Here is a 23,586-nt window from a genome sequence, read left to right as displayed (position 1 = left end):
TGCGCCAGGTTTTCAGTCTGTGCTGACCTTGGCGGCTCGCCCGGACAGGAACTCCTGCAGGCGGAATTTGGCTTCAGGTGCGCTTTGCGCCACAGCGGCCATCAGCGCTTCGGTCATCAGGCCTTGGTCTGACGGCTGCTCGGCAATGCGGGGCAGCGCATGCACCAGCGCGTAATTGGTCATGGGGGCGTTTTCGGCAATGCGCAGCGCCAGCTCCACCGCCTTATCCAGCGCCTGACCTTCGGGCACCAGGTATTGCGACAGGCCAATGCGCTCGCCCTCTTCGGCCTTGTAGACGCGGCCGGTGAACATCATGTCGGCCATGCGCGCCGCGCCAATCAGGCGCGGAATGCGCACCGAACCACCGCCGCCGACAAAGATGCCGCGCGAGCCTTCAGGCAGTGCATAAAACGTGCTGCTGTCTGCCACACGAATATGGCAGGCACTGGCCAGCTCCAGCCCACCGCCCACTACCGCTCCATGCAAGGCCGCCACCACGGGCACGGCGCCAAACTGCACCTGACGCAAGGCTTCATGCCACATGCGTGAGTGCAGAACGCCCTGCGAAGCATCGCGTTCGCCCAGCTCGCTCAGGTCCAGCCCGGCGCAAAAGTGCGGGCCATCACCATCCACCACTGCTGCGCGCACGCTGGCGGGCAGGTTCATGAAAACATCGCGCAGCCCCAGCACCAGCCCATCCGACAAGGCATTGCGCTTGGCGGAACGCATCAGGCGAATGACCGCCACCTGCTGGGCTTCACCCCGAAATTCCACTGCAATTTCTTTATGAGTCATAACCATTCCTTTGATTCATTATTGTTATCTTCAATAATCAAATGCAAGCAACTGAGCACGGTTTGCTCTCAGTGCTTTCCCCGATTTGACGCGCAGCAACGACGCAAGTAGTCCAGATATGGCATCCAATGCACAGCGCATTTCGCATAATTCAACCCATGACCCCACCCAGCCAGCCCCGCCCCAGTCAGCTTCTTCAGCCCCAGCGCGATCCGGTTCCCGCACGCGAAGCCTCCACCATCTTGCTGCTGCGTGATGGCGCCGATGGCTTTGAAGTACTGATGACAAGGCGCGCCGACCAAGGAATTTTTGCCAATGCCTATGTGTTCCCAGGCGGTGGACTGGAAGATCAAGATGCCGACCCGGCCAACCACGCGCTGGCCCGTATGCGCCCCAGCATGGTGGAAGTGGGTGGCGATGAGCGCATCACACAGGCGCTGGCCGGCATTCGCGAGACCTTCGAAGAACTGGGCATCTTGCTGGCCTATGACGAAGCGGGTCAGCCCGTCGCCCCTGCACAGGTGCAGCAACTGGACCGCCATGCATCGCTGTATGAGCAATGCCGCGCGCGCGGCTGGACACTGGCGGTCGATCAGCTCTGGTATCTGGCGCAATGGACCGCACCTTTTGACCTGCCCAAGCGCTTCAACGTACCGTTTTTTGTAGCGCGCATGCCTGAAGGGCAAACGCCGGTGGCCGATGAAACCGAGCAGTTCGAGCCCACCTGGATTCGCCCACAAGATGCGGTGGAGCGCTTTAAAGAAAAAAATCTCTTCATCCTCTTCCCCACCCTGCGTACGCTGGAGCGAATCTCTGCGCTGCCTGATACGCAGGCCCTTATCAACACGCTGCAAAGCGAAAAACCGCTGTGGCAGGCCTGCCCGCGCGGTGGCCACCTGCTGGGCAAGGACACACGCCACACAGAAACTGACATGGCCTATGGCGAGCTGGAAATGGTGCTGCCCGACAGCCACGGTATTCATCACCTGGACTGGCAAAACGAAAAGGCCGTGCCGCTGCGCAAAAACCTGATGCGCCTGACGGCCCCCAACCCCGGAATGATGAGCGGCCCCGGCACCAACACCTATATGGTGGGTGATGCCAGCAGCGGCTACATCGTCATCGACCCAGGCCCCAACGAGCCAGTGCACCTGCAGCGCATTCATGCTGCGACGGGTGGCGACATCCGCTTCATCGTCTGCACCCACTCCCACCCCGACCACTCGCCGGGTGCCGCGCCGCTGCAGGCACTGGTGGAGCAGTCCGGTCAGGGCAAGCCCCCTGTCATGGGCATGACTTCAGCCCCCACGGCGCGGGCCAATAGTCGCTTCAAGCCCGATGTACCGCTACAAGATGGAGAGCGCGTGACGCTGACCGGGAAAGGGCCAGATGGCGAAATTACGCATACGCTGCAAGCCATCTTCACGCCCGGCCATGCGGCCAACCACCTGTGCTTTTTGCTGGAAGAGGATGCACTGCTGTTCAGCGGCGACCACATCCTCAACGGCAGCACCACCGTGATCAGCCCGCCAGACGGCAACATGATCGATTACCTGGCTTCGCTGGATAAGCTGCATGCGCTGTGCCTTGAGCGGGGCATTCGCTACATCCTGCCCGCCCACGGCTATGTGCTGGGCTTTGCGCCGCATCAGATCACCAAACTCAAGGCCCATAGACTGGCGCGCGAGTCCAAGGTGCACAACGCCATGCGCACCAAGCCCGACGGCAGCATTCAGGACTGGGTAGCCATTGCCTATGCCGACACGCCGCCCGCCCTGTGGCCTGTGGCTCAGCAGTCGCTGCTAGCCCATGTGGAGCGAATTCAGAAGCTCTGTCTGGGCAGATAAGACTGCCACCGCTCTGCTAGACCTGTGGACAACTAGGACATGGCCGTGGCATTAAGCTATCGCCATGTCTGAATCACAGCCCGAACAAAAAGAAAGCATCCGCCTGTCCAAGCGAGTTGCAGAGCAAGAACAATGCTCGCGCCGCGAGGCCGAGTTGCACATCGAAGCGGGCAATGTCCAGGTCGATGGCAAAGTCGTGCAAGTGCCCGAAACTCGGGTCAGCCCCGAGCAGGTTGTGACCGTGCGCGCCGGTGCCAAGCCCGAGGCACTGCCCCCTGTCACCATTCTGATGAACAAGCCAGCGGGCTACACGCAAGGACCCGCTTATGGTCGCACACGCAGCGCGCATTCGCTGCTGAGCGAAGCCACCAAGGCCCAGCTGGACACGCCCATGCCCCAGTTGGTGCTGGACCATCACTTCAAGAATCTGGAGTCGTTTTTGACGATTCCTCTGCCCGCCAGCGGCCTGATCGTCTATACGCAAGACAAGCGCATCATCCGCAAGCTGGCTGAAGAAGGTAAATGGCTGGAGCAGGAAATCATCGTCGGCGTGGAAGGCCAGATCATTGCAGATGGTCTTGAAATTCTCTACGAAGGCCTGCCTATCCCCGGTGGCAACGGCCACCGCCGCATGCCCCCCTGCCATGTGAGCTGGCAAAACGAAGGCCATTTGCGCTTTGCACTCAAGGGCATTGCGCCTGAAGAGATCGAAAAAATGTGCGACGCCATTGGCCTGCGCGTGACCAGCATGCGCCGCCTGCGCATTGGCCGCGTGTCTTTGGGCAAGGTGCCTGAAGGCCAGTGGCGCTACCTGATGCCTTGGGAACGCTTTTAAGTCAGCCCACTATCAAAAAAAAGAGCTGCTAGCGCTTTATACATAAGCGCTAGCAGCTCTTTTTATTTGGAATAAGTGTGAAGTGCGCCGATAAGCCGGATTCTGTGCACAACGGTTGCCCGCCATGTGACCGCCATTAATCTTGGCTGCCAGTCGCCTGACAGCTCGGTGCTACCTACCCGCACACTCCGGGGGCCCCGTCAACGTGTGCCTACTTGGTATTGCTGCGCGTAGAGATTGCCCGTTTCACCCCCGGTGGTCTACCTTGCGGCACGCCCCCGGGACTCGTCTCTGTTGCTCTGATCCTCACCTCACGGTGGACAGCTGTTAGCTGCTACGCCGCCCTATGCAGTCCGGACGTTCCTCCAGTACGATCTTTCGACCCAACGCAAGCGTTGGCCTTTCGGCTAGTACCAGCGGCGGTCTGGCGCACTTCACGGTTCGCATTATCTCGCGTTCACAAAGAGCTTGCACTGAACTCGCGTCGAAACTGCTCGGGCGGCAGGCCTGATTCACGCTGAAACATGGCAATAAAGGCCGATGGCGTGCTGTAACCCAGGTCGTAGGCGATGCGCTGCACGGTGTGACCAGCCTCCAGCGCATCAATCGCGCACAGGTAGCGCATGCGCTGGCGCCACTCACCCAGACTCATGCCCAGCTCGCGCTGGCAGTGGCGGGCCAGCGTGCGCTCGGTCATATGCACGGTCTCGGCCCACTCGGCCAGACTGCGGTGGTCACCCGGCCCGGCCTGCATCGCATCCAGCACCTGCACCAGCGCCGGATGCTGGGCCATGGGCAGAAAACTCAGCTCCAGCGGCGTGGTGCACAGCTGGTCATGCACTACCTGCGCCAGCCTGAGATCTGCGGCGGCGGTTGGGGTCTGCACACCGCGCAGGCCAAAGTCCAGCAAGATGGCTTTGACAATGGGGCCCATCCGCATGCAGCCCGCCACCTGCGGCAAGGCTTCGCACAGCTCAGGGGCCAGGTAGACGGAGCGGTACTGCACCGCATGCTGCAGATAGCAGCTGTGCACCACACCGGGCGGAATCCACACCCCATGCTGGGGCGGACAGAGAATACGGCCCGCTGGCACCTCCATGCTCAGGCTGCCATGCGAGGCATAGTTCAAATGCCCCCAGCGGTGCGAATGCGGCGGTGCCTCGCTGTGCGCGCCAAACTCGTCGTAGCGAAAGTAGTAACTGCCCTGCACCTGATCCGTGTCCAGAATGGCGACGGAATGGCGCTGAGCCGCGGCTTGATTGGTCTTCATCAGCTTCGTCCAGCTTGCGCTATGGTTTGTCTGAAATCAGCAATGCACTTTAAATACGTCAGTCGCATGATAGACCCATCAAGGAGTCTTCATGGGTGCATACCTATTACCGCTGGGCGCGGTGCTTATCTGGTCGGTCAACACCGTGGTCAGCAAAATGGCAGCGGGCAGCATCAGCGCGTCTGAGATTGGTTTTTTCCGCTGGCTGGTGGCGGCCCTGCTGTTCACCCCGTTTGTGCTTCCCGGCATCTGGCGTATGCGCGCTGTCATCAAGCCGCTGCTGCCCCGCATCACGGCGCTGGGTGTGCTGGGCATGGTGATTTATCAAAGTCTGGCGTACTACGCGGCCCACTACACCACCGCCACACATATGGGCATCATCGGCTCGCTCACGCCCATGCTGGTGCTGGCTCTGGCCGTGTTTTTTCTGGGTCAGCCGCTGACGCGCGGCGGTGTCTGGGGTTCACTGCTGGCTATTTTTGGGGTCGCGCTGGTGGTGTCGTCAGGCAATCTTGCGCATCTGGCATCTGAAGGCCTGAATCAGGGCGACGCAATGATGCTGCTGGCCATGCTGGCCTATGCCATATACAACATTTTGCTCAAGCGCTGGCCCATGCCTGCGCTCAAAACGGTGCAACTGCTGTATCTGCAAATTCTGGTGGCGGTGGTGGTGCAGTTTCCGCTGTACCTGTTTTCACCCAAGACGGGGCTGAACGCCAGCAATATGGGGCTGGTCGCCTTTGCCGGCATCATGGCCTCCATCGCCGCGCCGCTGTTGTGGATGAAGGCGATCAGCGCGCTGGGTCCCAGCCGCTCGATCATGTTTTTCAACCTGATTCCGGTGTTCACCGCCATCGTGGCGTTTGCCACGCTCTATGAACCACTGGCGCTGTACCACGCCGTGGGCGGTGTCATGACGGTTGCAGGGCTGCTGCTGGCCGAGCTATGGAAAACGCCGCTGCGCGCCCGCAAACCTGCGGATCAGGCCACGCCTAGCTCAGCAACTTGACGATGGAGTAACTCATCAGCGAGAGCAGCGCCACCACGGCCGCCAGCATCAGCCAGGGTGCCCAGCGCTGCTCGCGCCATGAAAAGCCCACCAGCAATATGGTGCAACTGCCAGCCAGCGCCATCAAGATTGCGTTGAAAGAAAGCATGGGAGCATCCTCCGAGAAATAGCTCAATCCCATTCTTGCCATGCATGCGCCAGCGCGGTGATCTGTCTGGCCGGTGCTTGATCTGCGGCAAGCATATTCATATTCCTGTACGGCAGAACAACTGCGCCACAATGCATGCATAGGGCCTTGCTCGCCCCTCTGCACTCTTATCCACACCCGGAGGCTTCATGAAGTTCGACAACGTTCTGCAAACCATTGGCAACACGCCCGTCATTCACATCAACCGCCTGTTTGGTGACAACACCAACGTGTGGATCAAGTCCGAGCGCGGCAACCCTGGTGGCTCCATCAAGGACCGCATTGCACTGGCCATGGTGGAAGATGCGGAAAAAACCGGAGCCTTGAAGCCGGGCGGCACCATCATTGAGCCCACCAGCGGCAACACCGGCGTGGGTCTGGCTCTGGTAGCCGCCGTTAAGGGCTACAAACTGATTCTGGTCATGCCCGAGAGCATGAGCATCGAGCGCCGCCGCCTGATGCTGGCCTACGGCGCAACGTTTGATCTGACTCCCAAGGAAAAAGGCATGAAGGGCGCCATCGCCCGCGCGCAGGAACTGGCTGCACAAACGCCAGGCTCCTGGATTCCCCAGCAGTTCGAGAACCCCGCCAACGTGGCCGTGCATGAAACCACCACTGCGCAAGAAATTCTGCGTGACTTCCCTGAAGGTCTGGATGCTTTTATCACCGGCGTTGGCACGGGCGGCCATCTGTCTGGCGTGGCCAAGGTGCTCAAAGCCAAGTGGCCCAACCTCAAGGTCTATGCGGTGGAGCCTTCTGCATCGCCCGTGATCTCTGGCGGCCAACCAGCACCTCACCCCATACAGGGCATTGGCGCGGGCTTTATTCCCAAGAATCTGGACACCAGCCTGCTGGACGGCGTGATCCTGGTCGAAGCAGAGCCTGCCCGTGAATACGCTCGCCGCATGGCTTCTGAAGAAGGCCTGCTGGTGGGCATTTCCTCCGGGGCCACACTGGCCGCCATTGCACAAAAACTGCCTGAGCTGCCCGCTGGTGCCAAGGTACTGGGCTTTGCCTATGACACGGGCGAGCGTTATCTGTCGGTTGAAGGCTTCCTGCCCAACGCCTGATTTCAGACGCTCTCAAAAAAAAGGCCTGCATTGCAGGCCTTTTGTGATTTCGGCTCTATCTCTGGATCTATCAGCCCACCCACGGTCCGCCATCAGCCGCCCGAGTTTCGCCCTTTTTCTGCACGATAAGGCCATAGCACTCGGGGTGGCGATGCAGGTCAAAGTTGAAAGTGGTCCGCTTGTAGACGGCGCAAAAATCCAGATCGGCACGGCCCAGCACCACTTCATCGCCCTGGGTTATGCAGCGCGCTACCACTTCGCCCGAGGGCGCCACCAGCAGACTGCCAGCAATGCTTTGCACGCCTTCTTCCAGGCCGCCCTTGGCCACGCTTGCCACCCAACAGCCGTTTTGATACGCGCCAGCCTGCACGGCCAGCTGGTTATGAAATAGCGAGAGATCATCGTGCTGCGGTGCGGGGGCGTTATGTACCGGCGTGTTGTAGCCAATGAAGATCATCTCCGCACCCTGCAGTGCCATGACGCGATAACTTTCGGCCCAGCGGCGGTCATTGCACAGCGCCATGCCCACAGTGCCGCCAAAGGCTTGGTGAACATCAAAGGACTTGCCGGGGGTGAAATAGCGCTTTTCCAGATGCTGAAATTTGCGCCATGGCTCATGCTCAAAGTGACCGGGCACATGAATCTTGCGGTACTTTCCAACGATGGCGCCCGTCTTATCCACCAGCATGGCGGTGTTGTACTGAATCAGCGCACCGGCTTCTTCGGCCAGCTCCGCATAGCCCAGGTAAAAGCCAATGCCCAGCTCTCTGGCCAGCTCGAACAGCGGCAAAGTCTCACGGCTGGGCATTTCGCGTTCGTAATAGCTGTGCAGCTCGGCCATGTCTTCGATGTACCAACGCGGGAAGAAGGTGGTCAGCGCCAGCTCGGGGTAGACGATGACATCAGCGCCCAGACTTTTGGCCTCGCGCATCATGGCGCACAGGCGGTGCACCACACTGGCGCGTGAGTCGTTTTTCTGAACCGGGCCCAGCTGGCCTAAGGCGATATTGACAATACGGGTCATAGCAGTTGTTCTCTTTTTGATAGCTGCTTGCGCTTAAGAGATAAGCGCTAGCAGCCTGTTTCATTCAAATTTCATAACAGCGGCGAACGCAACCTGGTACACCGCAGGTTTACGGTTGAGACGATGCGAAGCAACGCCGCAATAAAGGATGGCGTTAGCGGCTCTCCACATCAGGCGCGCTGTGCACGTTCCAGCAGCACTTGCAGCAGCACGTTGGCACCTTGCTCCAGCTGCAGGGCATCGGTGTGCTCACGCACGTTGTGCGACAGGCCACCAGCGGATGGCACAAACACCATGGCGGTGGGACAGATGCGCGCCAGCATTTGCGCGTCGTGACCAGCGCCGCTGGGCATGCGCAATGTGCTTAAGCCCTGCGCTTTGGCATGCTGCTCAACGCTGCTTACCAGCGCCGCATCAAAAGCCACGGGTGCAAAGTCAGCCAACTGGCGGTGAGAGAAATTCACCCCGTTTTCTGCCGCGACCTGGCGTGCAAACGCCAGAACTTCGGCCTGCGCCTGCTGGAGCTTGTCCCCATCGGTGTTTCGCAAATCCACGCTCATCACGGCCTGCGCCGCAATCACATTGATCAGATTGGGTTTGAGCTGCACAGCACCCACAGTGCCCAGTTGGCTGTCACCATAACGCTGGGCCAGATCCGCAATAAAGGCTGCGACCCGCATGGCGCAGATGCCCGCATCGTGGCGCAAGGCCATGGGCGTGGTGCCCGCATGGTTGCTGGAGCCAGCAAACGTGAATTCCATCCAGCAAATGCCTTGCACGCCTTCCACCACTCCGATGGTCACGCCTTGCTGCTCCAGCACGGGGCCTTGCTCGATGTGCAGCTCTACAAAGCTGTCCACCTGCGGCGTATCCGCAGCCATTTCGCCGGCATAGCCAATACGCGACAGCTCATCGCCCAGAGTGGCTCCGTTATCCACAGCTTGCACGGCCAGCGCTTGCGCCAGCGGCATGCCGCCCACCATGACAAGGCTTCCCAGCATGTCGGGCTGAAAGCGTGCGCCCTCCTCGTTGGTGAAGAACGCCACCTGAATGGGCCTGCAGGTGCGCAAGCCCGCATCACGCAGCGTGGCCACCACTTCAAGGCCCGCCATCACGCCATAGTTACCGTCGTACAGACCGCCGGTGCGCACGGTGTCGATATGGCTGCCTGTCATCACGGGCAGCCAATCCTGAGTCCCGGCATAGGTCGCCACCACATTGCCAATGGCATCGACCTGAACCGTCATCCCCAGAGCCTGCATCTGGCCCACCGTCCAGTCACGCCCCGCACGGTCGGCATCGCTGAGCGCGAGTCGGTTGATGCCACCACCTTCCAGCGCACCAAACTGGCCCAGATCCTTCAAGCGCTGCAACAGGCGCGTCCCATCAATTCGCAAAGCAGAAAACTCACTCATGCCGGCACCCGGCCTTGTTCAGCGACGCGCTGCGCCACCGCTTCTGCGCTTTCACCCAGCAGTTGTGCATACAGCACAGGGTCGGTCGCAGCCTCGCTGCCAAAGAACAGAATGCGGCTATCAGTGCGAAGCCCCAGTTGCTGGCGCGCTGCAGCGCTCTGGCTGACACCGATGGCTGCAGCCACTCCGGCCACGGCAGACTCACCAGCCACAATCACCGGGTCGTTGCCCAGTGGGCGGGCCAGCAGGCGCATGGCTCCCACGGCTGCTTCATCGGCAATCACGCAAAACGCATCCGTGCCTTTTTCCAGGATTTCCCACGCCAGGTGCGATACCTCACCGCAAGCCAGCCCCGCCATCAGCGTGTCGATATCGCCAGTTACAGCCGTTAACTGGCCGGCCTTGGCGCTTTGCGTCAGGCAGTCGGCCTTATCCGGCTCCACCACCACATAGATGGGACGGTCGCCGCCATCACGCTCCCAGAAATAGCCGCAGACCGCAGCCGCCAGACCGCCCACACCGGCTTGCACAAAGATATGCGTGGGGCGCTGCTCAAGCTGCGTGGCGGCTTCTTCCACCATCAGCTGGTAGCCCTGCATCACATCGCGCGGCACATCCATGTAGCCGGGGTAGGAGGTATCAGAAATCACAAAGCGATCGTGCTGCTTGGCATCTAGATCAGCCTGACGCACTGCATCGTCATAGTTGCCTGCCGTACGAACGACCTGCGCCCCATACAAAGCAATGGCATTCTTACGACCTTCGCTGACCGTGGCATGAATGTAGATCACACACTGGCATCCAAACAGCTGCGCACCCCAGGCGACTGAACGGCCATGATTGCCGTCGGTAGCGCAGGTGACCGTGAACGCTGCGCACAGTGCACGCAGCTCGGGCGTCAGCAAATCCTGTGTCGTCAGCTTGCGACCCAGACGAGCACTCAGTTCGCGACACAGCAGGCGGGCCACGGCATAAGCACCGCCCAGAGCCTTGAAGCTACCCAGACCAAAGCGCCCGCCTTCATCTTTGTAGTGCACGCAGGCCACATTCAAAGCCGCAGCCAATGCGGGCAAGCTGTACATTGGCGTGAGAGCATAGCCTTGCCACTGCGAGAGTTCACGCTGCGCCAGCGCCAGGGCATCGGCACCCAGAATTTCTGTGCGCCGTGTGCCATAAGGCTCCATGCGATTGGCGGCGGGATTGGCAAAGGTTTCTACGGCAATGGCGGGGAGAGAGGCGGTCGTCATAAGGGATTCCAGAGATTCAGACAAGAGTTAGGAAAATCAGCAGCCGTCACAGCTGCGGATGAAGATCGTCAAGCGCTACGTGCATGCGCTCTATGCGTGCAAGGCGCTCTTGCGTACCCGATCGCAATTGCTGCGCGACAGAGGCGGCGAGAAAGTTCACCAGGCTTACCGCGCAAACATAGGAGTCAAACAGCCCCTGCTGCTCTGCAGCGCCGCAGCGCAGCACCACATTGCTTTGCATGGCCAGCGCAGAGACCGGTGCATCGGTCAGCACGAGCACCTGCGCGCCAGCCGTGCGTGCCGCAGCCAGCACCGAAGGCAGGCGCTGGCTGCGGCGCCGAAAGTCCACCGCCAGCACCACATCTTTCTCACTGGCACAGGCCAGCAAATCAGCCTCACGGCCTGCGGCATCGTTAAGGCTCAGCACTTCGCCGCGCACTTGCGCCAGCAGTGAGTGGGCGTAGAACGCTGTCAGATGGCTGTGCCTATAGCCCACCACCCAGACCTTGCGCGCCTTGGTCAGCAACGCCAGCGCAGCCTCCAGCTGGGCGTCTGGCAATGATTCACTCCATTCACGCAGGCGTTCAGCGTCGTCCATCAAATGGGTCTTGAACTGCTGCACCGCACTGGTCTTGCTTCGCGCCCGCCCCATCCGGGCCAGCGGCGACTGCTGCTGCGCATCGCGCACAGAGTGGCGAAAAGACTCATAGCTTTCGTAACCCAGACTACGAAAGAAACGCGCGGCGCTGGACTTTGACGTGCCCGCCAGCAGCGCCAGCTCGGTGGCGGAATAGCCCAACAATTCACGCTGACGCGCCAGCACTACATCGGCCAGCTTGCGCTCTGCGGCGGAAAGCTGGGCATACACATGGCGAATACGTGCATCAAGAGTCGCAGTGTTCAAGAGTTCGGTCATGGCAACGTCTTTGCTCCAAATTGGTGAACAAGCACCATTTCAGGTACTTCGTGCACTAAAAAAGTGAAACACTTGTGCCAATTTCATGAAATTTCGGCACCCGTGTTTCAAGATCAACACTGCTACGCAAAAGCAGTGCCTGCTTGCAAAAGCAGATGAAAAAAAGTGCCGCCATAGAGGAAAGATTTCGTTTGCGACGCCTTACCCAAGCAGTGCTTTTCTGCGGCAAACCTCTTGAGAAACAAAGACGCTGAAACACCAGCACAAAGGAAAAGAAACGCCTGTTTCAAAGTTGGCACGGTATGTGCTGAGACAGTGCATCTCGATTCTTTTTCCACTGGAGTGAGCACCATGTCTTTGAGCCTTCGCACTTTCACCGCGTCCACTGCCGCCGCACTGGCGCTGATCGTTTCCGCCAACGCTACCGCTCAGGAAGACAAGTCGCTGCAGCGCATCCTCGACAAGAAAGCCATCACCCTTGGTATTCCTACCGACTACCCGCCCTATGGCTTCATGGGCCCCGACTTCAAGCCCACGGGCGTGGATGTCGCCACCGCTCAACTGATTGCCGACAAGCTGGGCGTGAAAGCCGAGTTTGTGCCGGTCAGCACCCCCAACCGCATTCCCTATCTGCAGGCCAAGAAGATTGACCTGATCGTCTCTGCACTGGGCAAAAACGAGGAGCGCGCCAAGGTGATCGACTTCACCACTTCTTACGCACCATTCTTTCAGGCCGTGTTTGGGCCCAAAGATGCAGTGATCAAGGGCTTTGACGACCTGGGTGGCAAGACACTGGCGGTGACGCGAGGCACCATTCAAGACGATGCGTTGCAACAACTGGCCCCCAAGACCTTGAAGATTCAGCGCTTTGAAGACGACAACGCCACCATGGCTGCCTTCATGACCCAGCAAACCCAGTTTGTGGCAGTAGGTGCCGCCGTAGCAGGCGCGGCTCTGGCCAAGAATCCCAAGGTGCAGGCCGAGTACAAGCTGCTGATCAAAGACTCGCCCAACTACATCGGCGTGCGCAAGGGCGAGACGGCTCTGCTGAACAAGGTCAACACCATTCTTCATACCGCCAAACAAGATGGGACGCTGAACTCTTACGCCAAGAAGTGGCTGGGCCGCGACATGGGCAACCTGCCGGACTGATCCATGAGCACGCTGCTGGCACCTGGTCTGCCAGCAGTTTTTGGGACGACTTTCATACCAGGCGCACACGGCTTTCGCGCCCCAGTCGGCACAGTCAAGAGAGCGGGAATTACCTGATGGAAATAGATTTTTTAACGGTGCTGGGCCAGTGGCCCATGCTCCTTAATGGCCTGTGGCTGACCTTGTTGTTGACCGCGCTGGCCGTACCGCTGGGCTTGCTGCTGGGAATTAGTTGCGCATGGATGCGCCTGCACGGCAACTTGCTGGTGCGCGTTGTAGTCGCCAGCTATGTGGAGTTGTTTCGCAACACGCCCTTCATCATTCAGCTTTTCTTTCTCTTTTTCGGCCTGCCCTCGCTGGGGCTCAGGCTGTCGCCAGAGACGGCCAGTGTTCTGGCCATGGCACTCAACCTGGGGGCTTATGCCTGCGAGCAGATTCGCGCCGGCATAGAAGCCACGCCACGCGGCCAGATTGAGGCGGCCCAGTGCCTTGCACTCAGCCCCTGGCAGATCTTCACCCGCGTGGTACTGCCGCCTTCGCTAGGCCGTGTCTGGCCAGCGCTCACCGGGCAAATCATCATCGTAATGCTGGGCTCGGCCGTGTGCAGCCAGATTTCTACCGAAGAGATTTCCTACGCGGCCAACCTGATCTCCAGCCGCACCTTCCGCAGTCTTGAGTCTTACATCGTGGTCACGCTGATCTACCTGGGTCTGTCCGTGCTGCTGCGCCAGTTTTTGAACTGGATCGGCCCGCGCTTTGTCTTTGGTCGCCGCTGATACAGGAGTTCCCCATGGTTGATTTCACGTTCTGGGATATTTCCTACCAGCTGCTGCTCGCGCTTCGCTGGACTGTTGGCCTGTCACTGCTGGCCTTTGTCTGCGGCAGTGCGCTGGGATTGGCACTGCTGGTGCTACGCCTGAGCAAGCTCAAAGGTGGCGCTCGCTTTGTGTCGCTATACGTGCAGCTATTTCAGGGCGTGCCGCTGCTGATGCAGCTGTTTCTCACCTACTTCGGCATGGCCATGATCGGCATCGACACATCACCCCTGCTCGCCGCATCGGTCTGCCTGACGCTCTACTCCGCCGCCTACCTGTGCGACATCTGGCGCGGGTGTGTTGACGCTGTGCCAAAAGGTCAATGGGAGGCATCCTCTTGTCTGGCCCTGAGCTTCACCGAGCAACTGCGCCACGTCATTCTTCCACAAGCCATGCGCTTGGGCATTGCGCCCACGGCAGGCTTCATGGTGCAAATCGTCAAAGCCACGGCGCTCACCAGCGTCATCGGTTTTGTGGAGATCACCAAGGCCGGGCAGCTCATCGCCAATGCCACCTTCGAGCCCTTCATGGTCTACGGCTTTGTGGCCGCCCTGTACTTCGCGCTGTGCTTTCCGCTGTCGCTCTTGAGCCAGCGCCTTGAGAAGCGCCTGCGCCCCAAGACCTGAACACCGACACCTTTGCCAGCTCATCCCACATTTCGGATTCCGCTCATGACGACTCCCGCTCTCCAGCCTTCCACCTTCCCTCTGGTTGATATCAACGGCCTGCGCAAACGCTATGGCAACAACGAAGTCCTCAAAGGCGTTGACCTGCAGATTCAGCGCAGCGAAGTGGTCTCCATCATCGGCAAAAGCGGCTCTGGCAAAAGCACGCTGCTGCGCTGCATTAACGGCCTTGAAAACTTTCAGGAAGGCCAGCTTCACGTCCACGGCCAGGCGCTACAGGCCGATAACGCTCAGTCGCTGCGCGAGCTGCGCAAGAACGTGGGCATGATTTTTCAGAGCTTCAACCTCTTTCCCCATCTCTCCGTGGGGCGCAACGTGATGCTGGCGCCTTCGCTGGTCATGAGCCAGCCGCATGAGGATGCACGCGCCAATGCCAAACGGCTGCTGGAGCGCGTGGGGCTGGCAGAGAAGTTTGACGCCATGCCAGACCAGCTCTCCGGCGGTCAGCAGCAGCGCGTAGCCATCGCACGCGCCCTGGCGATGGGGCCAGAGATTTTGCTCTGCGACGAAATTACCTCCGCTTTAGACCCAGAGCTGGTCTCCGAGGTGCTCAGCGTGGTTGAAAGTCTGGCCGCCCAGGGCATGACGCTCATCATGGTGACGCACGAAATGAGCTTTGCCCGAAAAGTCAGCGACAAAGTCGTCTTCATGCATCAGGGAAAAGTCCACGAAGTGGGAAGCCCAGAGCAAATATTCAGCGCACCGCAGACCCCTGAGTTGCGCCAGTTTCTGGGAAAGACAGAGGAGTAAATAGCTCCGGATTTTTTATAAAAACATGCTTTGACCCTAATAGATAAAAGCGTCAGAGGCTATCAATCAAGGAGTATCTAAAGCCACCGCAGCCAGCATGCGAACCACCCGCGCCATGCGGGTGTAGTCCAGCCGCTCCCATGTGTCGGTGCGCTGGTGCTAGTGCGGGTTACGCATGAACGAGGTGTCCGTCACCATGATGGCCGGATAGCCCAGCCGCCAGTAGTTCAGGTGATCCGAAAAATCCACCCCATGCACAAAGCGCGGTGCATTGAGCGAATGCACGTCCAATGGATTCGGCCCACCGCCTGCGGCGCGTATGACAGCCTTGATGCGGCGCATTTCGCTGAAGTTTTTCATCTCGCCAATCAGCGCGATGAAGTTGCCCTTGTCCGGGTAAATCCAGCCCAGTGGAGCCAGTGGATAGCTCTGGCTTCCCGCCTCGTCGCTGTAATAGCCACAGACAGCATCAGCCGCACGGGCTGGTCGCGCTGCTGCGGCGCAAGCGCATGGCGGTAGCTGCCCATATCGTCGGTGCGAAAGTTGGGTGGCTCCTCCAGTGTGTAGAACACCAGCTCCACCGGCTGGCCGGGTGTGGTTTGCTTCAGCAAGCGGGCCAACCCAAGCAGACTTGCCACGCCGCTGGCATTATCGTCCGCACCGGGGGTAGGTACGCCCTCATGCGTGAGTGCACTGTCGTAATGCGCTCCCATCACCAGCAGCGGCTTGGTGCCCTGTGCAGGGCCAAAGCGCGCTATCAAGTTTTCATAGCCTTGGCCGTCCACCTCAAAGCGCTGGCGCTCTGCCGTCACACCTGACTTGGCCAGCTCCGCCACGATGTAATCAGCAGCGCTTTGCAATGTCTGCGGCTGGTCAAAACCTCGCCCCAGAAAGCCCTCGCTCAGCACGCGCACATGGTCACGCAGCCGCTCTGGTGATGCATGCAGATCAGGGATTGCTGTGTGTGCCAAACCCACCACAGGCTGAGAAATCACACAGCCGCTCATGCCCACAGTCAACGCCGCCAGACTCATCGCAATAACAGCGGCCATACGCCATCTGCGAGATGCAGAATTGTTATGAAGCAAAGAAGATGCAGCAGAAAATTTCATGGCTTTGAAGACAACAGGGTATGAGCCCATGGTCTGAGCGGGCTTGGCCGCATCATCACACCGCCGCCGCCCACTCCCCTACCATGACGAACAAAAGTGCCAATAGCTGGCACTGGGAGTATTGCCATCGTGTTCCGATTTTTTGAAAAACAGGTTCCCCCCTACCCCGCGCAAGAGCCCAAGGTTCCGCCCGTGGGCTTCTTTGCCTTTGTCTGGGCCTGCACACAGGGCATGCGCGGCTGGATTGGGTTGATGACGCTGACATCCGCCCTGCTGGCAGCCTATGAGGCGGTGCTGTTCGCCATCATGAGCCGCGTGGTGGACTGGCTAGGCGCTGCCGCACCCGCCGACTTCCTGGCAGAGCAGCGCGGCACGCTGATCGGTATTGCCGCCATCTTGCTGGGCAGTGTGGCGCTGCTGGCCTTGCACACCACCGTCATGCACCAGGTGCTGGCCATCAACTTCCCCATGCGCCTGCGCTGGGTGTTCCACAAGCTGATGCTGGGTCAGAGCATGTCCTTCTATGCGGACGAATTTGCCGGCCGTATCACCACCAAGATCATGCAGACCGCGCTGTCCGTGCGTGAAGTGGTCTTCATGGTGGTCGATGTGTTTGTGGGCGTGGGCGTCTACATGATCGGCATTTTGATTCTGGCGGCCAGCTTTGAGTGGCGGCTGATGATTCCGTTTGCGCTGTGGTTTTTGGCGTACACCGCCGCCTGCTTTTACTTTGTGCCGCGTCTGGGCAAGATCGGCAAAGAGCAGGCCGACGCCCGCTCGATGATGACGGGCCGCGTGACCGATGCGTACACCAACATCGCCACCGTCAAGCTGTTCGCCCACACACGCCGCGAAGCCGAATACGCCCGCAATGCGATGGAATCGTTCAAGTCCACCGGTTATGCACAGATGCGTCTGGTCAGCCTGTTCGAGATCACCAACCACCTGATGATTGCTCTGCTGCTGCTGGGCAGCGGCGGCACCGCGCTGTATCTGTGGACGCAAGGCCAGGCATCGGCTGGCGTGGTGGCCGCCGTGATTGCCATGGCGCTGCGCCTGATGGGCTATTCGCACTGGGTGATGTGGCAAATGACGGGGCTGTTTGAGAACGTGGGCACCATTCAGGATGGCATCACCACACTGACCAAACCCCGCACGATTGTGGATGACACCGACGCCAAGCCCCTGCAAGTGGCCCAGGGCGGCATTGCCTTTGAAGACGTGAGCTTTGGCTACAAGGCCGATGGCAAAAAGGTGATGAACCACCTGAACCTGCACATTCGCCCCGGCGAGCGCATTGGTCTGATTGGCCGGTCGGGCGCAGGCAAGTCCACGCTGGTCAACCTGCTGCTGCGCTTTCATGAAGTGCAAGGCGGGCGCATCACCATTGACGGCCAGGATATTCGCCACGTCACCCAGGACAGCCTGCGCGGCGCGATTGGCATGGTGACGCAAGACACCTCGCTGCTGCACCGCTCCATGCGCGACAACATCCTCTACGGCCGCCCCGATGCGACGGAAGCGCAGATGCAGGCCGCCGCCGACAAGGCCGAAGCATCGGATTTCATCGCCACGCTGACCGATCTGAAAGGCCGCAGCGGCTACGACGCCCAGGTGGGCGAGCGCGGCGTCAAGCTCTCAGGCGGCCAGCGCCAGCGCGTGGCCATTGCCCGCGTGATGCTGAAAGACGCCCCCATTCTTTTGCTGGACGAAGCCACCAGTGCTTTGGACAGCGAGGTCGAAGCCGCCATCCAGCAGAGTCTGGACGGTCTGATGCAGGGCAAGACCGTGATTGCCATTGCCCACCGCCTGTCCACCATCGCCGCCATGGACCGGCTGATTGTGATGAACGACGGCCATATCGAAGAAGAAGGCACGCACCAGCAACTGCTGGCCAAGGGCGGCATCTACGCCAAGCTGTGGGCGCACCAGAGCGGCGGCTTTCTGGCCGAGGCCGACAACTCGGTTCTTTGAACCTAGTCAGCAGGAAATTCAATAAAAACCGGCTGCAGCGCTTTATAGATAAGCGCTAGCAGCTCTCTTTATCAGAGCAACCACAGTTTGACGCAAGCGGTCTGCAGGTACCTAGTCCACTCGCACCAAGCGGCCCTTCCGAAGGTTTGCAAAAATGCAAGCAATCCAGCCACACAGATCACCATGAGCATCGAACTCCCCAAGCACGCACAGCAACAGGCCATCACGTCCATCGAGCGCTATTTCCGCGAGAACATGGACGAGCCCATCGGCAATATGCAGTCCGGCGCGCTGCTCAACTTCTTTCTCGCCGAGATTGGCCCGACCATCTACAACAAGGCCATCGCCGATGTTCAGGAGAACATGCAGGCCCGCCTGCAAGAGCTGGACTATGAAGTGGGCAAGGAAGAGTTCAGCTACTGGACGGCCAAGCGCCCCGGGCGCAAATAAAAGCGATATCAGCAGCCTGACTCCCTCTGTCAGGCTGTTTTGTTCTGATCTACGAGTCCTTTGCCCGGCATCCCCTCGTAACATCAGCACATGCGCATCCTCCACACCTCCGACTGGCATCTGGGCCAGCATTTCATGGGCTACAGCCGCCAGGCCGAGCATCAGGCCCTGATCGACTGGCTTCTCACTCAGGTCCAGACCCAAGCGGTGGATGCCGTGCTCATCGCCGGCGATATTTTTGATACCGGCGCGCCGCCCAGCTATGCGCGGGAACTGTACAACCAGCTGATTGTTCGACTGCACGAAGCGGGCGTAGCCCTGCTGCTGCTGGCTGGCAACCACGACTCGGTCAGCGTGCTCGATGAAAGCCGCAACCTGCTCTCACACCTTGGCACACAGGTCGTCAGCTCCACCGGCGACGATGCCCAGCATGTCGTCACGCTGCCGCTGAGAAATACCGACAAAAAACCCGGCTGCATCGTCTGCGCCCTGCCCTTTATCCGCCCGCGCGATGTGCAGCAAAGCCAGGCCGGGCAAAGCGCGCAAGACAAACAGCAGGCGCTGCAGAACGCCATCGCAGCCACCTACCAGCGCGTGTATGCCGTCGCCCAGCAAAAGCAGGCAGATTTGCTGGCCAGCACGGGCCAGCAACTGCCCATCATCGCCACCGGCCACCTGACCACCGTGGGCGCCAGCAGCAATGAATCGGTGCGCGAGATTTATGTGGGCGCGCTCGAAGCCTTCCCCACCAACGCCTTCCCGCCCGCCAGCTATATCGCACTGGGTCATATCCACAAGCCGCAAACCGTGGGTGGCCTGGACCATATCCGCTACAGCGGCTCGCCCATCGCGCTGGGTTTTGACGAAGCCAGGCAAACCAAGCAAGTGCTGCTGGTGGACTTGGATGCAGGCGGTCTGCACGCCGTGACCGCCTTGCCTGTGCCGGTGTTCCAGCCCCTGCTCGCCCTCAGCGGCAGCCTGACCCAGTTGCCCGCCTTGCTGCAAGAAGCGGCAGCCAAAGCCAGCGGCGAAACCACCGTCTGGGTTGAAGTGACAGTACAGGAAGACGACTATCTGGCTGACATGGCCAGCCGCGTGCAGAACATGGCCGAAGGCTTGTTGCTTAACATTCTGCGCATCAAACGCCAGCGCGGCACCGCAGCTGCGCAGCTGATGGGCAATGCGCGTGAATCGCTCGACGAACTCAGCCCGCTTGATGTGTTTGAGCGCCGCTTGGCACAAGAAAATCTGGAGCCCCCCCTGCAACTGGCACTGACCGAGCGCTACCAGCAAGTGCTGCGCAGCCTGAACGACACAAGCGGAGCTGCAGCTGGAGACGCCGCATGAAGATTCTGAAGCTGCGCCTTAAAAACCTGAACTCGCTCAAGGGCGAGTGGAACATCGACTTCACCGCCGCACCCTTTGCCGACAGCGGCTTGTTCGCCATCACCGGCCCCACGGGCGCGGGCAAGTCCACGCTGCTCGACGCTATTTGTCTGGCGCTGTACCACCAGACACCGAGGCTGAAAAAGGTGGGAAAAGGCGGCAATGACATCATCACTCGTCATACCTCCGACTGCTTCGCCGAAGTGGAGTTTGAAGTCAAAGGCATGGCCTACCGTGCCTTCTGGAGCCAACGCCGTGCACACAACAAGCCTGATGGAAATCTCCTAGACCCCATTGTGGAACTGGCTCGAGTCGCTGACGGCTACATCATTTCAACGCGTCTCAGCGAAAAGCCGGAATGCATCGCCGAGATCACCGGGCTGGACTTTGCGCGCTTTACCAAATCCATGCTGCTGGCCCAGGGCGGCTTTGCGGCTTTCCTCAACTCCGATGCCAAGGAACGCGCCGAGTTGCTGGAGGAGCTGACTGGTACAGACATCTATAGCCGTATCTCCGAAGCCGTTTTTGTACAGGCTCGCGACGCCAAGCAAGCACTGGAAAAACAGCAAGCTCAGGCCAATGGCATGCAATTGCTGGATGAAGCCACGCGCAGCGATCTGCAAGCGCAGACCCAACAACTGAGCGCCACGCTGGCCGATCTACACACACGGCACGCCCAGTTGCATGCCGTGCAGCAATGGCAAACGCAAACGGCCCACACCAGCGCCGAAGTGGAGCAAGCCCGCAGCGCAGAAGCCGCAGCCCGGCAAGCGGTAGCAGACGCCGCGCCGGACTTGCAGCGCCTGCAAGCCCATGCGCCCGCCTTGGCGATTCGCCCATTGCACATGCAGTGGCAGCAAGCCAGCCATCAATTAGCCGCAGAGCAACATCAGTTGCAAGGCCTGCACGCCAGCTTGTTGCAAGCGCAGGTCGTACAGAGGCTTCAGCACCAGCAAGCCCAGCAGTTAAGCGCCAACGCGCTACAAAAATCACAGCTGCAACGGCAAGCCACAAGAGCGCAACAGGCTGATTTGACGGCATGGAGCCAGACCCACGCCAGCCACGCCCAGCTGGGCGAAAACCTCAGCGGCTGGCGCGAGCAGTTGCAGCAACACCAGCAACTGCAGCAGCAAACAGCGCAGGCTGAAAACCAGCTGCTGCAGCTGCAGCGCACTGCCGCGCAACTGCAACAACAAGCCAGCACCCAAGCCCAGCACAGCGCGCAAGCTGCCGAGCAAGTGACTCGCGCCCTGCAGCAGCAACAAGCCGCAGAACAGGCCCAGCAGCAGCGGCTTGCCGCCCATGGCGCCAGCCTGCCGCAGCTGCGCGCCAACTGGCAAGCCGCACAACAGCAGTTGCACCACTGGCAGCAACTGCAAGCCCATGCTGCGCTGCGCCAGCCGCTGGAACTGCAGCAGCAAAGCCATGCGCAAGCGCTGACTGCCAGCGAAGCCCGAATTCAGCAACAGATGAGCCAGCGCGAGGTTTTGCGCGCGCAGTACCGTGCCATCAAAGAAAAGGTCGCCGACAAGCAAGCCCTTCTGACCCAGGAGCAGCGCATTCAAAGCCTGCAAGCCCACCGCGCCGCGCTGCAGCCCGATGAAGCCTGCCCCTTGTGCGGATCGCACGATCACCCTGCGATCACCGAATACGCGGCGCTCGATGTTTCGGCCACTGAAGCTGCACTCAAGCAGGCGCAACAAGAGCGCGATGCATTGCAGCAGCAAGGCGAGTTGCTGAATACCGCCCTTGCCACCACACAGAGCCAGCAACAACACCTGCAAGCGCAGCGCGATGCCACCGCCACGCAAATTGCACAGTGGCAAGCGCGCTGGAATTCCTTGCGTGAGCAAGCAACGGAGCCCGTGGCTGACACTGCATGGCAGCAGCCCGACGCTTTGAGCGCCACCTGTGACAAGGCGCAGCAGCAAATCACAGCGCTGGAGAAAACCTTAGCCTTAGCCGATGCTGGCGAGCGCGATTTTCAAGCTGCCAAAGAGACCTGTCAGGCCGCGCTGCACCACCAGCAACAGGCAGACCACGCACAGGCCAGCACCCAGCAAGCACTGCAAAGCAACATGCAGCAACAGCTGCAAACCAGCCAAATGCTGCAAGCGGTGCAGCAGCAATCCACCGTTCTGCAAAACAGCTTACAAGCCTCCATACAAGCCGCTGGCTATGCACTGCCTGCGGCGGCGGACACCGCCGATTGGCTGACCGCCCGCCAGCAAGAATGGCAGCAATGGCAGCGCCAGCAAACGCTGCTGCAAGAAGTGGCGCACCAGATCGAAGTGCAGCAAGGCCAATACGCCCAAGCCGCGCAAGATGCCGAGCTCTGGCGGCAGCGCAACAATGCCTTGCCCGCACTGCCCGCCGATGTACCGGCTTATTCCGTGACACCCGCCGCCACGCTGGCCGACTGCATAGTGCAGATAGAGCGCACTGCGCAAACGCTGGCATTGCTGCAAGGCCAAATCACTCACGCCCAGAGTACGCTGGCGCAGTTGCAGCAATCGGCAGACCAAGCTCATGGCGCATGGCAGCAAGCGCTGCAAACCAGTCCATTTGCCGATGAAGTGCAGTACTCATCAGCCCTGCTGGCCGATACCGAGCACAGCCGCTTGCAGGCGCTGAGCGATCAATTGCACGCCGCAGAGCAGCGCGCCAGCACCTTGCTGGCTGATGCAACCCAGCGGCTGGCTGCGCTGCAATCGCAGGCCTTGAGCGATGAGATGCCCGAAGCCATCACCCAGCAAATCACCCAGCTGGAAGCCGAACGCGCCCAGCAGGCCGAGCAACTAGGCGCGCACCGCGCCCGCTTAACAGACGACGACCAGCACCGCGCAGGCCAGCAAGCGCTGCTGGAGCAAATTGCAGCGCAGGAAAAAGACAGCGACCTGTGGCAGCGGCTAGACGGTCTGATTGGCTCCGCCAAGGGCGACAAGTTCCGCAAGTTTGCGCAGGGACTGACGCTAGACCATCTGCTGCATCTGGCCAACCAGCACCTGCTAAGACTGCATGGCCGTTACCTGCTGCGCCGCAAGCCCACGGGCGAACTGGAGCTCGATATTGTGGACAACTGGCAAGGCGATGTGGCGCGCGACACGCGCACGCTGTCGGGCGGCGAGGCATTCCTCGTCAGTCTGGCTCTGGCGCTGGCATTGTCCGATCTGGTTAGCAGCAAGACCTCTATCGACTCCCTGTTCCTCGACGAAGGCTTTGGCACCTTAGACGGCGACACGCTGGAAGTGGCGCTGTCTGCGCTGGATGCACTGAACGCCAGCGGCAAGATGATTGGCGTCATCAGCCATGTGGAGGCGCTCAAAGAGCGCATTCCGGCACAGATCAAGGTCGAGAAGGCTGCGGGGATTGGTTATTCCAAACTGGTGATCTAGCGCTACGTGATGTGACCGTGGCAGCAGCAACGCATACCCGCAACAATGCCGATCAGGCCTCAGATCGGCCTGTGGCTGCTGCAACTGCTCTACAAGCCAAGCCGACAACTATCGAATCAGTAGCGTGTAGCGGTTGATATGTATTTACTTCAACTTGAAATTGATCCACAAATGAATGCAACCAAACGCAAACCGCTCACTTTTTAAACACCATAAGCACAACACAAACGCAGGTCACCGCTGCCTTGCTG

Annotated in this window: 21 protein-coding genes and 1 other RNA gene; 12 read left to right on the top strand and 10 right to left on the bottom strand. The window is 60.0% G+C overall.

Features of this window, described 5'->3' with window-relative positions; genetic code table 11:
- Positions 1–12: 12 nt before the first annotated feature.
- On the bottom strand, positions 13–795 hold the full coding sequence (locus CLU84_RS01965) for a crotonase/enoyl-CoA hydratase family protein (protein ID WP_099735696.1): 783 nt from the start codon (positions 793–795) through the stop codon (positions 13–15).
- Positions 796–953: 158 nt separating this feature from the next.
- On the opposite strand from CLU84_RS01965, the gene CLU84_RS01960 reads away from it, so the two are divergent.
- Together CLU84_RS01960 and CLU84_RS01955 are read left to right on the top strand one after the other, a co-directional pair.
- On the top strand, positions 954–2,642 hold the full coding sequence (locus CLU84_RS01960) for an MBL fold metallo-hydrolase (protein WP_099735695.1): 1,689 nt from the start codon (positions 954–956) through the stop codon (positions 2,640–2,642).
- 64 nt (positions 2,643–2,706) lie between these two features.
- Entirely contained in the window at positions 2,707–3,477 is a 771-nt protein-coding gene (locus CLU84_RS01955; protein ID WP_099735694.1) for a pseudouridine synthase, read from the top strand.
- A gap of 75 nt (positions 3,478–3,552) precedes the next feature.
- On the opposite strand, the gene rnpB is transcribed toward CLU84_RS01955, so the two are convergent.
- Positions 3,553–3,913, bottom strand: an RNA gene (gene rnpB / locus CLU84_RS01950) — RNase P RNA component class A.
- 21 nt (positions 3,914–3,934) lie between these two features.
- Positions 3,935–4,747 (bottom strand): helix-turn-helix domain-containing protein, encoded by an 813-nt coding sequence (locus CLU84_RS01945; protein WP_099735693.1) that lies wholly within the window; start codon positions 4,745–4,747, stop codon positions 3,935–3,937.
- A 91-nt stretch (positions 4,748–4,838) separates the two neighbouring features.
- On the opposite strand from CLU84_RS01945, the gene CLU84_RS01940 reads away from it, so the two are divergent.
- Positions 4,839–5,756: a DMT family transporter gene (locus CLU84_RS01940; protein ID WP_099735692.1), complete on the top strand. Its 918-nt coding sequence runs from the start codon at positions 4,839–4,841 to the stop codon at positions 5,754–5,756.
- Here the strand turns inward: CLU84_RS01940 and CLU84_RS01935 are convergent.
- Positions 5,740–5,904 (bottom strand): hypothetical protein, encoded by a 165-nt coding sequence (locus tag CLU84_RS01935; RefSeq protein WP_233209902.1) that lies wholly within the window; start codon positions 5,902–5,904, stop codon positions 5,740–5,742. The two genes, CLU84_RS01940 and CLU84_RS01935, sit on opposite strands and share 17 nt — an antisense overlap.
- A 188-nt stretch (positions 5,905–6,092) precedes the next feature.
- Between CLU84_RS01935 and cysK the strand changes: the two genes are divergently transcribed.
- Entirely contained in the window at positions 6,093–7,013 is a 921-nt protein-coding gene (gene cysK / locus CLU84_RS01930; protein ID WP_099735690.1) for a cysteine synthase A, read from the top strand.
- Between the two features lie 70 nt (positions 7,014–7,083).
- Here cysK and CLU84_RS01925 read toward each other — a convergent pair whose 3' ends face one another.
- The 4 genes from CLU84_RS01925 to CLU84_RS01910 form a co-directional block, all read right to left on the bottom strand.
- Positions 7,084–8,037 carry an N-carbamoyl-D-amino-acid hydrolase gene (locus CLU84_RS01925; RefSeq protein ID WP_099735689.1) on the bottom strand — a complete coding sequence of 318 codons (954 nt, stop codon included), beginning with the start codon at positions 8,035–8,037 and terminating at the stop codon, positions 7,084–7,086.
- 170 nt (positions 8,038–8,207) lie between these two features.
- Complete coding sequence (locus tag CLU84_RS01920) at positions 8,208–9,452, bottom strand: Zn-dependent hydrolase (protein ID WP_099735688.1); 1,245 nt, start codon at positions 9,450–9,452, stop codon at positions 8,208–8,210.
- A complete protein-coding gene (locus CLU84_RS01915) occupies positions 9,449–10,699 on the bottom strand; it encodes a diaminopropionate ammonia-lyase (RefSeq protein WP_099735687.1) in 1,251 nt (416 codons plus the stop codon). Before CLU84_RS01915 ends, CLU84_RS01920 begins: the two co-directional genes overlap by 4 nt.
- A gap of 46 nt (positions 10,700–10,745) precedes the next feature.
- Positions 10,746–11,615, bottom strand: coding sequence for a MurR/RpiR family transcriptional regulator (locus CLU84_RS01910; RefSeq protein ID WP_099735686.1), 870 nt, complete (start codon positions 11,613–11,615; stop codon positions 10,746–10,748).
- 351 nt (positions 11,616–11,966) lie between these two features.
- Between CLU84_RS01910 and CLU84_RS01905 the strand changes: the two genes are divergently transcribed.
- The 4 genes from CLU84_RS01905 to CLU84_RS01890 all read left to right on the top strand — a co-directional run bounded on the left by CLU84_RS01905 (position 11,967) and on the right by CLU84_RS01890 (position 15,018).
- A complete protein-coding gene (locus CLU84_RS01905; protein ID WP_099735685.1) occupies positions 11,967–12,767 on the top strand; it encodes a transporter substrate-binding domain-containing protein in 801 nt (266 codons plus the stop codon).
- A 116-nt stretch (positions 12,768–12,883) separates the two neighbouring features.
- Positions 12,884–13,543 carry an amino acid ABC transporter permease gene (locus CLU84_RS01900; protein WP_099735684.1) on the top strand — a complete coding sequence of 220 codons (660 nt, stop codon included), beginning with the start codon at positions 12,884–12,886 and terminating at the stop codon, positions 13,541–13,543.
- Positions 13,544–13,557: 14 nt separating this feature from the next.
- Positions 13,558–14,208 carry an amino acid ABC transporter permease gene (locus CLU84_RS01895; RefSeq protein ID WP_099735683.1) on the top strand — a complete coding sequence of 217 codons (651 nt, stop codon included), beginning with the start codon at positions 13,558–13,560 and terminating at the stop codon, positions 14,206–14,208.
- Positions 14,209–14,253: 45 nt separating this feature from the next.
- Entirely contained in the window at positions 14,254–15,018 is a 765-nt protein-coding gene (locus CLU84_RS01890) for an amino acid ABC transporter ATP-binding protein (RefSeq protein ID WP_099735682.1), read from the top strand.
- 159 nt (positions 15,019–15,177) lie between these two features.
- Here the strand turns inward: CLU84_RS01890 and CLU84_RS22110 are convergent, their stop codons facing one another.
- Positions 15,178–15,378 carry a hypothetical protein gene (locus CLU84_RS22110; RefSeq protein ID WP_199173669.1) on the bottom strand — a complete coding sequence of 67 codons (201 nt, stop codon included), beginning with the start codon at positions 15,376–15,378 and terminating at the stop codon, positions 15,178–15,180.
- An 8-nt stretch (positions 15,379–15,386) separates the two neighbouring features.
- Positions 15,387–16,070, bottom strand: a complete 684-nt coding sequence (locus CLU84_RS01885) for a M28 family peptidase (RefSeq protein WP_199173668.1) — start codon at positions 16,068–16,070, stop codon at positions 15,387–15,389.
- Positions 16,071–16,259: 189 nt separating this feature from the next.
- Between CLU84_RS01885 and CLU84_RS01880 the strand changes: the two genes are divergently transcribed.
- From CLU84_RS01880 to CLU84_RS01865, 4 genes are all read left to right on the top strand, one after another.
- Positions 16,260–18,104, top strand: a complete 1,845-nt coding sequence (locus CLU84_RS01880; protein ID WP_099735681.1) for an ABC transporter ATP-binding protein — start codon at positions 16,260–16,262, stop codon at positions 18,102–18,104.
- 183 nt (positions 18,105–18,287) lie between these two features.
- Positions 18,288–18,554, top strand: coding sequence for a DUF2164 domain-containing protein (locus CLU84_RS01875; protein ID WP_099735680.1), 267 nt, complete (start codon positions 18,288–18,290; stop codon positions 18,552–18,554).
- 90 nt (positions 18,555–18,644) lie between these two features.
- Entirely contained in the window at positions 18,645–19,901 is a 1,257-nt protein-coding gene (gene sbcD, locus CLU84_RS01870; RefSeq protein ID WP_099735679.1) for an exonuclease subunit SbcD, read from the top strand.
- Positions 19,898–23,335, top strand: coding sequence for an AAA family ATPase (locus CLU84_RS01865; RefSeq protein WP_099735678.1), 3,438 nt, complete (start codon positions 19,898–19,900; stop codon positions 23,333–23,335). The genes sbcD and CLU84_RS01865 overlap by 4 nt, the downstream gene beginning before the upstream one ends.
- Positions 23,336–23,586: the final 251 nt, after the last annotated feature.

Origin of the sequence: Comamonas sp. 26, from assembly GCF_002754475.1 — a bacterium.
Lineage (GTDB): Bacteria > Pseudomonadota > Gammaproteobacteria > Burkholderiales > Burkholderiaceae_C > Comamonas.
Note: the sequence above shows the minus strand (reverse complement) of the source record. Positions and strands in the feature narration are given on the sequence as shown.